Source organism: Clostridium sp. AF29-8BH (assembly GCF_003478145.1).
Taxonomy (GTDB): domain Bacteria; phylum Bacillota; class Clostridia; order Lachnospirales; family Lachnospiraceae; genus Otoolea; species Otoolea fessa.
Window position 1 is genome coordinate 40,400 of sequence record NZ_QUEL01000006.1, and the last position, 13,701, is coordinate 54,100.

At 50.1% G+C, this 13,701-nt stretch carries 13 protein-coding genes; 3 read left to right on the forward strand and 10 right to left on the reverse strand.

Going from position 1 to position 13,701, the window contains the following annotated elements; all coding sequences use genetic code 11:
* The first annotated feature begins 241 nt into the window (after nt 1–241).
* The gene (locus tag DWZ16_RS05770) at nt 242–1,186 is read left to right on the forward strand and encodes a D-2-hydroxyacid dehydrogenase (protein WP_022360306.1); all 945 of its coding nucleotides are present in this window, start codon (nt 242–244) and stop codon (nt 1,184–1,186) included.
* Nucleotides 1,187–1,306: 120 nt separating this feature from the next.
* Here DWZ16_RS05770 and DWZ16_RS05775 read toward each other — a convergent pair whose 3' ends face one another.
* The 10 genes from DWZ16_RS05775 to DWZ16_RS05820 form a co-directional block, all read right to left on the reverse strand.
* Nucleotides 1,307–1,741, reverse strand: coding sequence for a protease complex subunit PrcB family protein (locus tag DWZ16_RS05775; protein ID WP_107001425.1), 435 nt, complete (start codon nt 1,739–1,741; stop codon nt 1,307–1,309).
* Nucleotides 1,742–1,796: 55 nt separating this feature from the next.
* On the reverse strand, nt 1,797–2,939 hold the full coding sequence (locus DWZ16_RS05780) for an ABC transporter ATP-binding protein (protein WP_118468376.1): 1,143 nt from the start codon (nt 2,937–2,939) through the stop codon (nt 1,797–1,799).
* A 28-nt stretch (nt 2,940–2,967) separates the two neighbouring features.
* On the reverse strand, nt 2,968–4,044 hold the full coding sequence (locus tag DWZ16_RS05785) for a FecCD family ABC transporter permease (protein WP_181357239.1): 1,077 nt from the start codon (nt 4,042–4,044) through the stop codon (nt 2,968–2,970).
* A 36-nt stretch (nt 4,045–4,080) separates the two neighbouring features.
* The gene (locus tag DWZ16_RS05790; RefSeq protein WP_118522444.1) at nt 4,081–5,430 is read right to left on the reverse strand and encodes an ABC transporter substrate-binding protein; all 1,350 of its coding nucleotides are present in this window, start codon (nt 5,428–5,430) and stop codon (nt 4,081–4,083) included.
* Entirely contained in the window at nt 5,427–6,221 is a 795-nt protein-coding gene (locus tag DWZ16_RS05795; RefSeq protein ID WP_118481931.1) for a sirohydrochlorin cobaltochelatase, read from the reverse strand. Before DWZ16_RS05795 ends, DWZ16_RS05790 begins: the two co-directional genes overlap by 4 nt.
* Before the next feature lie 219 nt (nt 6,222–6,440).
* Nucleotides 6,441–6,722: a sporulation transcriptional regulator SpoIIID gene (gene spoIIID, locus DWZ16_RS05800; protein ID WP_117796058.1), complete on the reverse strand. Its 282-nt coding sequence runs from the start codon at nt 6,720–6,722 to the stop codon at nt 6,441–6,443.
* 88 nt (nt 6,723–6,810) lie between these two features.
* Nucleotides 6,811–7,290 (reverse strand): acyl-CoA thioesterase, encoded by a 480-nt coding sequence (locus tag DWZ16_RS05805; RefSeq protein WP_107001412.1) that lies wholly within the window; start codon nt 7,288–7,290, stop codon nt 6,811–6,813.
* Between the two features lie 244 nt (nt 7,291–7,534).
* Complete coding sequence (locus DWZ16_RS05810; RefSeq protein ID WP_022360314.1) at nt 7,535–8,749, reverse strand: AAA family ATPase; 1,215 nt, start codon at nt 8,747–8,749, stop codon at nt 7,535–7,537.
* A 13-nt stretch (nt 8,750–8,762) separates the two neighbouring features.
* The gene (locus DWZ16_RS05815) at nt 8,763–10,208 is read right to left on the reverse strand and encodes a sodium:proton antiporter (protein WP_227589679.1); all 1,446 of its coding nucleotides are present in this window, start codon (nt 10,206–10,208) and stop codon (nt 8,763–8,765) included.
* A gap of 217 nt (nt 10,209–10,425) precedes the next feature.
* Nucleotides 10,426–10,758 carry a hypothetical protein gene (locus tag DWZ16_RS05820; protein WP_118472607.1) on the reverse strand — a complete coding sequence of 111 codons (333 nt, stop codon included), beginning with the start codon at nt 10,756–10,758 and terminating at the stop codon, nt 10,426–10,428.
* A gap of 270 nt (nt 10,759–11,028) precedes the next feature.
* On the opposite strand from DWZ16_RS05820, the gene DWZ16_RS05825 reads away from it, so the two are divergent.
* Together DWZ16_RS05825 and DWZ16_RS05830 are read left to right on the forward strand one after the other, a co-directional pair.
* Entirely contained in the window at nt 11,029–11,766 is a 738-nt protein-coding gene (locus tag DWZ16_RS05825; protein WP_118522445.1) for a glycyl-radical enzyme activating protein, read from the forward strand.
* Between the two features lie 360 nt (nt 11,767–12,126).
* A complete protein-coding gene (locus DWZ16_RS05830) occupies nt 12,127–13,662 on the forward strand; it encodes a BCCT family transporter (RefSeq protein ID WP_118522446.1) in 1,536 nt (511 codons plus the stop codon).
* Nucleotides 13,663–13,701 lie beyond the last annotated feature (39 nt).

Below are 13,701 nucleotides of genomic sequence, written 5' to 3' on the forward strand. Positions count from 1 at the left end.
ACTTTGAACTGCATTGTACCTTTATTATAGTCTGCCCTATCTCAAAATACAATTTATAAATCGCTCCCGCGGCATTTTCTACAAAAACACCTTTTTATCCATCATTTACTTATAAGTGTTATACAAAAAATCGAATACGACTTTCTGTTTGGTACGGCAAAATGACTTGACTGGACAGCAGATTTTAGGTATACTTGCATATAGGTACATTTTACAAAATAAGAGCGGAGGAAATTAAACTATGAAGTGTCTTATCATTGACAAAGTATACGCTGGTATTGCTGAAGAACTCAGCAAATACATGGAAGTTAAAACTGCAGAGAATCTGCCGTCCACCAAGGATCAGTTATTAGCTGAAATCGGTGACGTAGACGTTCTGATCATGCGTGTAGATCCGAAGATCGATCAGGAGATCATCGACGCTGCTAAGAACCTGAAGGTTATCGGCGTTTGCTCCGTTGGTCTGAACCACATTGATATGGACTATGCAAAATCCAAAGGAATCCAGATCTTCAACGCACCGGGCTTAAACGCTAACGCAGTTGCAGAGCTGACCATTTCCAAGATGTTAGATATCTCCCGTGGTACTTTCACAGCTAACTACGATGTAAAAGTAAAACACGAGTGGAACAAATATAAATTCGAAGGTCGTGAGCTTCGCGGCAAGACTCTGGGTGTTATGGGCTTCGGTCGTATCGGTAAGAGAGTCGGCGAACTTGGTCGTGCATTTGGTATGACTGTCGTTGCTTACGATCCATTCCTGAAACCGGAAGATTTCGAGAAAGAGCATGCAACTGGCATGTCCGTAGACGAGATGTTAAAGGTAGCTGATTTCGTATCTATCCACGTACCGCTGACACCAGAGACAAAGGATCTGTTCAACGCTAAGTCCATCGCTGAGATGAAGGATGATGCAGTTGTTCTGAACATGAGCCGTGGTGGTATCGTAAACGAGAAAGACATGTACGAGGCTCTGAAAGCTGGCAAGATCGGCGGCTACGCAGCAGACGTTATGGAGAACGAGCTGGCTGGCAGCGGTCTGACAGGTGATGATACATTCGCAAGCCCGCTGTTCGAGTGCGACAACTTCATCGTTTCCCCGCACATCGGCGCTCAGTCCGTAGATGCTTCCAGAGACATCGGACTTCACATCATTTCCAAGGTAAAAGAGGCTCTTTCCCTGTAATCAGGAAACCAGTCTTATACTCATATAGGAAATCCTGCGGAAATCGTTCTGCAGAAACTGCATAAAGACAGGAACCGGATGATACTCTCGCCGGTTCCTGTTTTTTTGTTTCATAGGAAACTACTGGAATACCACTGGTTCCTCCAGCAGTTCCGTCCGCAGCACAATATACGGATACGACGGCTCTTCCCCGGTCGGCTCGCTTCTCTCCGGTCCTTTTAACTCGGTCTTGACGATGATCGAATTGTCCGTCAGGTACAACTCCGGAACCGTAATGCTGTAACCGCCGGTCTCCTGCTTGCCGTACCCGGCAGCTATGTAGAGGTCATTTCCGCTTGTGTAAGTCAGGCGGAAGGAATCGTTCTTCTTTTCTTCTATGATCTGCGCCAGCTCCTGCGGCGTCTCATCGGGACCTATGACGGCAAATTCCAGATCCCGCAATTTTTCTGCCTGTTTTTCACCGCCGCATGCAACCGCATAGACCCCCGCCAGAAAGATTCCCATCACAACCATAAGGCTTAGAAGCCATTTTTTCCTGCTTTTCTTACTTTTCATCAAATAAAAAACCTCCCGCTCCCCTGCACGCAGCCACGCGGCAAAATGCTTTGATTTACTGCATTTTATGAAGCGGAAGGTTGTGATATTCAATCTTTTTTCCTTTTTCCCTGGCATACGCCAGCAACCGGTCGTTCGCCGCCGCCCAGCCCCCATACTGCCTGCGGCACGCAATCACGCACTGGCACGCATCCAGACATTCTCTGGCTTCTTGTTCCTTTTCCTCTGATATTTCTTCAAATGCGGGGACTGCAATCAATCTGGACGCCAATGTACAAGCCGCCGGATAATCTAAGTCGGCTTCCGATACGATCCCTGCCGCAAACGTGGTTCCAGCTCTCTGAAGCTGCCAGAAGACAGCGCGCCCGCTTCCTCCTCCTGCCAGCACAAACACCTCTGGTGCCCCCTCCGGACGCGGAAGCTCCATACTGCCGCCTGTCTGACGGAAGCGCCCTTCCTCGACCTGGAAAAGCTCGGAAAGATGTTCTGGAGTCAGCATCTCTTCCGGGCGTCCAAACCGGCTTTCCTGCCCCGGGCTGACGCACAGCACCCAGTCAGAGACGCGCTCCGCCAGATCAAGTTCATGAATGGATAAAATGACTGCCACCTTCTTGCGGCGCGCCAGCTCCTGCAAGACCGACATAAATTCCAGCTTATAACGGATATCCAGATAGGAAGTCGGCTCATCGAGAAGCAGCAGTTCCGGCTCCTGACAGAGCGCCCGCGCCAGCATCACCCGCTGCCGCTGACCGTCGCTGAGCGTCTGGAAGTCCCGCTCCCGAAGCTCTGATACCTGCACTGCCTCCATCGCCTCATCAACTGCCTTCCAGTCCTCCTCCGAGAGGACACCAAACCGCCCCGTGTACGGATAACGCCCGGCTGCCACAACATCCCGGCAGGTCATCCACTCTGCATGAACCTTTTCCGTAAACATGACCGCCATCCTCCGTGCGCGCTCCGTTCCCTTCATTCCCAGAAGGTCCGCGCCGTCCAGGTAAACCGCGCCTCCCAGAGGGGGAAGCTGCGCGGCGACACTCTTTAAAATGGTCGATTTTCCGGCTCCATTCGGTCCGACTAAAGTCAGGATCTCACCCTTCTTTATCCCGATCCGGACTGGATTTAAGATCTGTTTTCCACCGTATCCAACCTGTAAGTCCTCTGTATAAAAGTAGATCTTCTCCTCATTTTCTGGATTCATGGTATTTTCTCCTCCGCTGCTCTATGCTTCAGGTGCTCTTTCGATGTTTCCGCATCATCACAAAAATCACGACCGGCGCACCGAAGACAGCTGTTACCGTGCTGATGCTCAATTCCGTCGGGGCAAAGACCGTCCGCGCCAGCCAGTCGCTGAACAGGCAGAACACGCTTCCGCCCAGGAAACAGCCCGGAATCAGCACCAGCGGTCTTGTATCGGCAAACAGCCAGCGGATCAGATGCGGAACCGCGATTCCAACAAAGGAAACCGGACCGGCAAATGCCGCTACGCAGCCAGATAAGATGCTGGACAAAATCACCATAAAGAAACGCAGATGTGCGACATTGACTCCCATGCTTTTCGCATACGTCTCCCCCATCTGGTATGCGCCGATCGGTTTGGATAACAGAAACACCGCTGCCGCTGAGACAAAGGTCACGCCCGCCATGACTGCCACATTTTCCCAGGTCATACCAGAAAAACTTCCGCGCGACCAGTTATGCAGGTTGACAATATCCGCATCGCTGGCGAAGGTCACAACAAAATCCGTGATTGCCGAGCAAATATAGCCGATCATCACGCCCCCGACGATCAGCATTGCCATCTGTTCCATTTTCCGCGCGACCAGGAGCACAAACAGCATAGAGAGAAGCGCTCCGGCAAATGCCGCTGCCACCAGCATCCCCGAATTGATCGTAATATTCCATTCCAGAAATCCGACCATCACAAGTGCTACCAAAAGCTTTGAACCAGAAGAAATTCCCAGCACAAAGGGACCCGCGATCGGATTGTGGAAAAAGGTCTGTAACAGATACCCTGACAGTGCCAGCGCCCCGCCAAGGATCAGCGCCGCCAGCGCGCGCGGCAGACGGATCTCCCAGATGATCGTCCACGCCATTCCACGCAGCTTAGGCTCCCGCAGTTCCTGTAAAAATTCCATGATCGGAACCGATACACTGCCTGAACAGACACTCCAGATAAGCGACAGGAGCAGCAGCATAATCAGAAGCAGAAATGCGCCTGCGATCCGCACCTGTCTGCCTGCCTGCGCCAGGTTTCTTTGTTTTTTTTCCTGTTTTTGTCTGTTTGCTTCTGATACTGAACGCATCGTTTCTCCTATCTATCTTTATTACACTTTCCATCCTCACGACTGCAATTTATACAGATATGTCCCATCTTCCTGGCTTCCGCTGAAAATCGCATGGATATCTTCCAGCATCGCTCCAACTGACATAGATTCCTGATAGAGATTCTTCGTCGTACACCAGACATTTCCCGCCTGTACCGCCTTGAAATCCTTGAGAACCGGCGCTTTTGCCAAAAGCTCCGAAATTGAGTGAATCTCCCCGTCGATTGTACTGTTATAAATCAGATAATCGGATTCTTTCGCAGCTGCATAAAATTCTTCCATCTGCATATTGACGGTCGAAGACCTCTTTCCGTCATCCCCCAGATGCCCGAATATGTATCTGCCGCCCGCTAATTCTATCATTTTCGGTATATAATCAGAGGAACGGCGCACGTTCACGCTGCCCTGGTTCGTAATATAGAAAAATGCCGCCGACGGCTTTTCCGCCTGTGCCGTCTGTTCTGTTTTTACGCTCCCGCCTGCGTTCTCCGCATCCGAACCTTCTTCTGTAACACGCTGCAAAGCTGCTTCCTGCTTTGCAAATGCCGCTTCCGCCTCTTTTTCTTTACCGGTCAGCACTCCATACAGGCGGATCCATTCCGTCCGCCCCAGCGGATGTGCTTCGTAGCTGGAATGATCCACAAGCACCGGGATTCCGAAACTTTCCAGCTTTTCTTTTACCTCCGGCGAATGGAGAATCATCGTATTTTCTATTGCCAGACCGCAGCCCTCCGAGACAATCCGCTCATAATCCGGTTCGCTGTACTTGCCTGCGTAGAGAATTGACCCATTCTCCATCGCCTCCTTTGCCTCCGGGATGTACCAGCCCGACGCATCGGTTCCCGAAAACCGGATATCCGGGAGCGCTCCCAGCATCCGGAACATATCCATGGTCGCGGTCGCTACCAGATAAATCTGTTTGACCGGGCGCTTAAGCACCTGGATCGAATCCGGAAGATCTTCCGGCACCTTTCCGCCCTCTGGAATCAGAAGAAAACGGCTTCCATCCGCAACCGAAACTGCTTCGTACTGCATCCCGTCCGCATCCTCATAGGTATCGACCGCAAACTGGGTCGCATAGGCAAGCTCCATCCGCGATTTCCAGGCCAGGGACGCACTGATCGCCTCACCCGGCTGTGGAAGTGATGCCTCCGCCACCTGTGCATCCACGTTTTCTGCCGGCTGGGACACTTTCGTACCTTTACCCGCCTCATTGGATATCTCACTGGCGGATGTAGACGACGCTGCCGCCACCGCACTCTTTCCCGTATTTCCACAGCCACTCAAGAGCAGCACCCCCATAAGCGACAGCCCTGCCATCCTAAGTAACCTTTTCTTTCCCGTTATCCATCCTATTTTCTTCATTTTTCCCACTCTGCCTCTCTCACGTGCGCCACATACAGCTTCCGGATCGCCTCAACCTCTCCCAGTCCCCGGATGCGGCATTCCACCTGGTATCCGGCGCGTTCCAGGCGGCTCTTCCAGGAATCCTCCTCTTCACCTGCCATATCCTGATTCGCATGGTCGCCTGCAACCACCATGAGCGGCTGCAGTACTGCCCTCTGATAGTGTTTCTGCGCGCCCAATTTCTCGATCACCGCCTGTAAATCCGGCTGCGCCTCCACGGTTCCGATGTAATAATTTGCATAGCCGCCCGCGATCATCCTATCCTGCATCTTCTGATACACCTGATTGGAAGCCGCGTCCGTCCCATGCCCCATCAGGCAGAGTGCCGTTTTTCCATCGTCATATCCGCCCAATTCTCCTGCCATCGCCCGGATCACCGCATCCAGATCCGCTTCACTGGCAAGAAGCGGTGCTCCCAGCGCCAACCGTTCAAAACGCCCCTGATTCGCTTCCACTTCCGCTTTTACATCCATGTATTCAAATCCATCCATCAGATGGGTCGGCTGCACAATCAGACTTTTAATCCCATCGGCTGCTGCCCGGTCAAGTGCCTCCTTCAAATTGTCGATCGACCGTTGATCCCGCTTTTTCAATTTATCAATGATCCTCTGGCTGGTAAATGCCCGGCGCACCTCATATGCCGGAAATGCCTCCGCCACTGCACGCTCAACCGCTCCGATCGTCTTTTCTCGGCTGTCATTGTAGCTTGTCCCGAAGCTGACTACCAGGATTGCCTGTCTTGGTTCCATCTATCCATTCTTCCTCTTTGTTTTTTATCTTTCAATTCAGAATTTTCCCGTTCCTCCTACGCTGCCATATGCCTGAATCTGGCTGACATATAGCTTTATGAATCGAAGCTACTATAGCATATTTTGAAATAGTTTGCAATGAAGCAGAAAAAATGGCACTCCGCCCGTCCAGGCGGAATGCCCCTTTTTCTGCTTTCAGCTTCAATTTTACCAGCTTTTCTATTTCTCGTCCCGGCTGCACGCGCGCAGCTGGTGCTCATGCTCATATTTTTCTTTCGTCGCCATCCCGCCCCGGATATGGCGTTCCGCTTTGTTGATGTCCAGTACCACACGCGCCCGGGATGCAAGCGGCGGATTGATATGGGAAAGGCGCTCGGCCACATCTTTATGCACGGTAGATTTACTGATCCCAAATTTCCGGGCCGCCTGCCGCACTGTCGCATTGTAGTCTATGATGTAATTAGCGATCGCAACCGCCCGTTCCTCGATATATTCCTTCATGGGAGTTCCCCTGAGAACGTTTTTTACATCTTATTACATCGGTTTCCGGTTTATGCAAATTCCCTTTCCCAAACAAAAACACTGCCGATTAGTAGTTCTCCGCACGGCGGTGTTTCCGCAAGTCGTTTCTCTTCACGCCAGCTTCCCACTCTGCCTTCTCCTCATCGGTCTCGACAAGCAGTCCCGGAACTTCCATCGGATGCTCGTTTTCATCCAGCGCTACCATAACCACATAAGCGGTATTAACCAGTTTACGTGCGCCGCTTAAAGACTCTACGAATGTATCGACACGCACTTCCATGGAGGTTCTTCCAACGTAAGTCAGCTTACCCTCGATAATCAGGGTATTGTTCAGGTGGACTGCCTCTTTGAACTGCAGGTTATCAACCGATGCAGTTGTCGGATTGCAGTGCGCGTGGCGGCGCGCAACAACGGTCGCTACAACGTCGATCCATTCCATCAGCTGACCGCCAAACAAACGACCAGCACCATTTAAGTGACTATTTAATACAAGCTGTGTCTGGATAACAGCTGAATCCGCTACGCGGCGCATAATTCTTTCTTCCATAATTTATTTCTCCTTTCGAGAAGGATGCCTCTTCCAATCTCCCGCTTTCGAAGGACTTCCCTGTGATATGGTACCTAGTATACTGGCTTTCCCTCAAATTTGCAAGTATTCCGCTGCAAAAATTCTGAATCTTTTTAGTTATACATCCTATTGGCAGTAAACTATAAATGTAAAAAAACGACCGAAGAATCTGGGGGCAGCGTCTGTTGTCTTTCGCTGACTCCCATCATCTTCAGCCGTTCTCTTATTTATCCTCTTCCCGCGCCGTGATCATCCGATAGATGAAATCCACGGTTCCATCGATACCGTAGCTGGCACTGTTGATACAGAGATCATAATTGTTGGAATGTCCCCAGTTTCGGTTTGTATAGTAATGATAGTACTGGCTGTGGACATGATCCAGATGCTTTAACATATGGCGTGCCTGCTTGACCGTCAGGGAACTGTCAATCTCCATCGCACGTTTGATACGCTGCTCAAACGGCGCCGTGATGTAGATACTGATATGCGGGATGTTGTTATTTGCCATGATGGCATCTCCGCATCGTCCCAGAATAACAAAATCTTCCTTCTTCGCCATGTCAACCAGAAGGTCGCTCTCGTTGAAGAAGACCGCATCACGCTTCGGCAGTCCATGGAAACGGCTGAACTCGCGCATGCGCTGGCGCAGGGTCAGATGGCGCTCCGGGATGAATGCCTCACTCGGGTTTACATTGGCATCCTGATCGTGCGCCGGCTCTTTCTTGATTCCCGGCTTGATTCCGTAGCTGACAGAATCCTGTATAGAATCCTTCTGAGCCTCGAGACGTTTCAGAACCGCTTCAAAGATCTCCGCGTCGTAGAAATTGATTTTCAGCTTATCTGCCAGCTTAAATCCGATATTTACACCGCCGCTTCCGTAGGTCCAGCTGATACATACGATCAGGTGGTCATTTTCGGAGAAACGGTTTTTCAGGTTAAATGTATTCAGCTTCGCCAGCTCTGCGTTGATAACGTCGCCGCTCGCGAAACTGGTCGGCAGACTCATGACTTCGGTCAGAATCCGGTTGTACTCGGTCATGACGAGCTTCCGCTCTTCCTTATTCTCGATGGTACGCGCCATGTTTCCGATCAGGGCAATCTCACTTCGAACCAGGTTACCCTGCGGGCGTGTCAGCATCAGATGAGTCAGCTCATCCACGCAGCGCTTCCGGTCACGATTGAAAACACGTCCCAGAGAAGAACCTAACTGTGCATAAACCTCCGCATCCAGATCGTAAATACTCTCCGCCAGTTCACGGATTCGTTTTTCATCTCTTCCAGGCACCGTGCTGCCCGGCTTCTTCCCTGCTGAATCCTTTTCGGCTGCATTTTCCGCACCCGTTACTTCATTCGCATACTGGGCGCTGTCCTTTTCAAGCGCCTGCTGCGTCTGATTTTCCATATTATCTGTATTGGTATGTTCCTGATTGTTGCTCATCGTCACTCACCCCCTATAAAAAGAATAACAGCATATCAAGTGCAAAGACCGGAACCAGAATACCGAACGACCAGAGCAGATATCCGAAGAAGGACGGCATACGCACACCGTTTTCATCCGCAATCGACTTAACCATGAAGTTCGGTGCATTTCCGATGTAGGTGTTCGCACCCATAAATACCGCACCACAGGAGATCGCCATCAGCATCTTGATCGGAACCGTTCCTAACGTCGTCACCATGCCCTCCGTAAATCCAAGCGCACCTGCCGTTGTTAAAAATACCAGATAGGTCGGCGTGTTATCCAGGAAGCTGGACAGCAGACCGGTCGCCCAGAACATTTCAAACGGCTCGGAGATGCCCAGATTCGCGCCATTTGCTTTCAGAATCATCAGGGCTGGCTGCATCGTGATGAAAATACCGATAAACAGAACCGCAACCTCCTGAATCGCGCCCCAGGTAAAGTGGTTCTCACGGCGGATCTCAACCTTCGTGGTCTTGAAGGACAGGAAGGCCGCCACCAGAATGATCACAATCTCAATGATGGCCGGATAGCTTAATTCTACCTCTCCAAACAGATGGATGCCAAGCACCTTTCCGGCTGCATCCTGGAACTGCGGCATGGACGGTAAGGTACCGCTTAAAATAACGGCTGCCACGATCATAACCAGGAAAATCAGGTTGTGCGCGCCGCGCAGCTTTACTTCGGTACCCGGTTTGCTGATATCCGGTTTCAGACCGCTCGCGATATCCTGACGATATGCCCTCTTATCAATAAAATAGAAGATTGTCAGCAGCACCAGCATATTGAAGAATAAGATCGGCGCCAGATGTAAGCTCCAGAAGAACGGTACGCCGCGCATGAAGCCCATCAGCAGAGGCGGGTCACCGATCGGGGTCAGACATCCGCCGATGTTGGATACAAGGAAAATAAAGAAGATAATGATATGACGTTTCTTCTTTCTCCATGCATTCATCTTGACAACCGGACGAATCATCAGCATACTGGCACCGGTCGTACCGATCCAGCTTGAAAGCAGGGTTCCCAGTGCCAGTAGTCCTACATTGACACGCGGAGAACCTGCCAGGTCACCGGACATCGTGATATTACCGGCAACGCAGAAAAGTCCAAATAACAAAATAATAAAGGTCAAATAGTCATTGACCAGGCATTCCAGAACCGTTTCCAGTGCTGTCCCCGCACTGTAACGCATCGCAAACGGAATGATAAAAAGAATTGACCAAAGAGCAACCGCATGAGGCTGGTGCTCTTCCCACCATTCTGCCTTCACAAGCGGCAGAATCGCAATACAGAGAAGCAGTCCCGCAAATGGAATACACATCCAGAGCGGCACAGAGGATGCCGATGCACCGCCTTCCTGTTCTGCTGCCAGAGCCGTCATCGGATTTGCCATCAAAAATAATCCCAGGCTCGCGCAAAACGCACTCAATCTTTTCACCTTCGTAACCTCCCAACTTTTTTCTTTTTTGTTTTACATTTTCCATTTCAGCCACTCATTATAACAAGTTTATTTCCTAAATACAACCGTGTTTTTCACGTTGTAAGCGTGATTTTCCGTGAATTTTTCGTTAAAAGTACCTTATATTAATTCTTATTAATAAGTGTTGTAAGCCTGTGCTCATAACATAAACAAATACCTCTTTTGTGTATAGAAATTATGTATAATACTGTAATTTCACGTTAGTGCCTTTTTGTGTAATAGGGGATTCCAAGGAATTTCCTATTACACAAAAAACCGCCCGCCGATATCCCGACAGACGCTTCCTACATTCACATATAACTTTCTCTTGAACTATACTCTCTTTCCAGAGTTCATATTTCAATTCCATATCTTCCCCGCCATCTTCCATCTTTTTCCTGCAGCTGTTTTCGCGCTTCATTTTAAGCCAGCCGCCCGATCTCTCGCGGTATTCCTTCGTGGTTTCTTTTTCGATATGTGCCAGTTGGCAAATCTGCCGCTGTATAACCTGCTCTTTCGCAGCGTTCACACATATTCTCTCTCGAACCTGTTTTATTATAGCGCTTTTTTGTAAAATTTATTTCCGCTTTTTTGTCAAATCTTTGTAAAAAAATCAAGCAGCAAATTGGAGAAACTGTCTCATTTACTTTTTATCTTCTTTATGCTATAGTTAGCCTGTATTTTGCATTCAGATGTATTACGAATCCATTCGGAAATTCCGGTGCCATCCCGTGCCGGAATTCTCAATGCCTTATCGTGTTTTATAAATATCAGAAGGATTTTCAGGAGTATTGTATTCATGCAGGCGAATATATTTAAGATCAAACGAAATGAATTGGCTGACGGTTCCGGGCTGCGGACTACGATTTATTTTAAAGGATGCCCCCTGCGCTGTGTCTGGTGTTCAACACCGCAGGCGCATGAGCGCCCGACCCGGATTCTCTGGGACAGCAAGCACTGTCTCTACTGCAATCTCTGTGTCAGCGAATGTCCCACCGGAAGTCTGGCATTTTCAGACAACCGTCTCACCTTTACCCCGGACACCTGTACATTCTGCCGTGCCTGTACGGATCACTGTCCGTCCCGAATGCTTCATTTCGTCGGTCAGATGATGAATATGGATGAAATCATGGAAAAAATTCTTGCCGACCGGGAGCTCTATGGAAATGGCGGCGTCATTCTCTCCGGCGGCGATCCGCTGATGCAGCCGGAAGCAGCCACCGCTGTCCTGAAAAAATGTAAAGAACACGGCATCCGCACCGCGATTGAGACGACCGCTTTCGCCAAACCGCTGGCCTTTTCCCGCTTCATCGCCAACGCAGACATGATTATCATCGATTTAAAACATTATTCTGAAAAGAAATATGTCCAGTCACCGGCGTCTCAAATCATTCGATTCTGGAAAATCTGGACTTTGCCGTCTCTATCGGAAAAAAAGTGGCGGTCCGCATTACCATTACCCCCGGCATCAACGACACGCTCATCGATGCCCGCAGGTATGCCCACCTTTTGTCTGAGCACCACATCAGACATGTAATTCTGCTCTCCTATTCAAATCTGGGGATCATTAAATATGAAAAATACATGCAATCTCCGACGCTTGCCCGCGAGCAGACCTTCTCCGGCCAGGATATGGAGAATTATGCGAATATGCTGCGCGGACTGGGGTTTGATGTGCAGATTGAGCAGTAGGGAGGCGGCAGGTTTTTTCCATTGCCGCCTCCCATACATTTTTCCATCTATTTCCTTGTTTCTCTATTTTTTCCCAAATTTTTCATTGATTTTTTTTCCACCCAATGCTATAATGTGTTCAATATTTAATTTATTTATCAAAAAATGAACATGAACCATTTGCAAAAATCCTCATTTTTACAAATGATTTAAAAGGAGGTTTCCCATGCAAAATCCACAATTCCAAACAGCGCCAGAGCCAAAACGCCTGGACTGGACCACGATGGTCGTCCCATTTCTTCTTATTATAATACTCTGTCTCTGCTTTCTGGCTGCGCCAGATGCATCCAAGGCAGTGTTGGAAAATCTCCGGAGCTTTCTCGGGGAAAACTTCGGTGTCGGCTACCTTGCCATCGGACTCGGCATTTTTCTTCTGTCAATCTACATCGCCTTTTCCCGCTACGGAACCATCCGGCTCGGAAAACCAGATGAGAAGCCGCTCTATTCCAATTTTGCCTGGGGTTCGATGATGTTTACCTCCGGACTTGCGGCGGACATTCTCTTTTACTCCCTGTGTGAGTGGGTTCTCTACGCCAATGACCCGCATCTGGCAGAAATGGGCAGTATTCAGGACTGGGCGAGCACATACCCGCTCTTTCACTGGGGTCCGATCCCGTGGGGCTTCTATGTCGTGCTCGCCGCTGCCTTTGGCTTCATGCTTCATGTGCGCGGCTGCCATAAACAGAAATACTCCGAAGCCTGCCGCCCGATCCTCGGAAAACACACAGACGGGCTTGCCGGAACCCTGATTGATCTGATGGCGGTCTTCGCACTGCTGGCCGGCACAACCACGACTTTTACGCTGGCGACCCCTCTGATGAGCCAGATCGTCTCCGAACTCTTCGGATTCGGCGACACCCGCCTCATCACCATCGCGATTCTGGCAGTCACCTGCCTGGTATATACCGTTTCCGTCGTGCGTGGCATGAAGGGCATCCAGAAGCTCGCGGCGTCCTGCGTCTACCTCTTCTTCGCTCTTCTGGCGTATGTGCTGCTGTTTGGCGGTGAAGCTCGCTATATCATCGAAACCGGCTTTTCCTCCATCGGAAATCTGGTACAGAACTTTATCGGACTCTCCACCTACACCGACCCACAGCGCACCACCTCATTTCCGCAGACATGGACAATGTTCTACTGGGCATACTGGATGGTCTGGTGCGTCGCTGCCCCGTTCTTCATCGGAACCATCTCTCGTGGACGTACGATCCGGCAGACAATCCTCGGCGGCTACGTGTTCGGGCTTGGCGGCACGTTTGTGAGCTTTATTATCCTCGGAAACTACAGCCTGGGACTCCAGGTGTTCGGAAAACTGGATGTCATGGGGCTTTATGCCGCCAGTGGCGACCTCTATTCCACAATCACTGCCATCATCCGCACGCTTCCGCTCGCCCCGATGGTTCTCGTTCTGCTCGCGGCGGCGATGATCGCCTTCTATGCCACCAGCTTTGACGCGATCGTACTGGTTGCCTCCGCCTACTCCTACAAGAACCTGACAAGCGAGGACGAACCGCACATGGCGATCAAAACCTTCTGGTCCCTGAGCCTGATTCTACTGCCGATGGTCCTCATTTTCAGTGATAATTCAATGGCAAACCTGCAGACCGTGTCCATCATTGCAGCATTTCCGATCGCGTTTATCATTCTCCTGATCGTGGCGGCGTTTTTTAAGGATGCGAAGAAATATCTTTCCAGGGAAATATAATTGTGATATCATTAAGTCAGTTTAAATATGCAAAGGAGG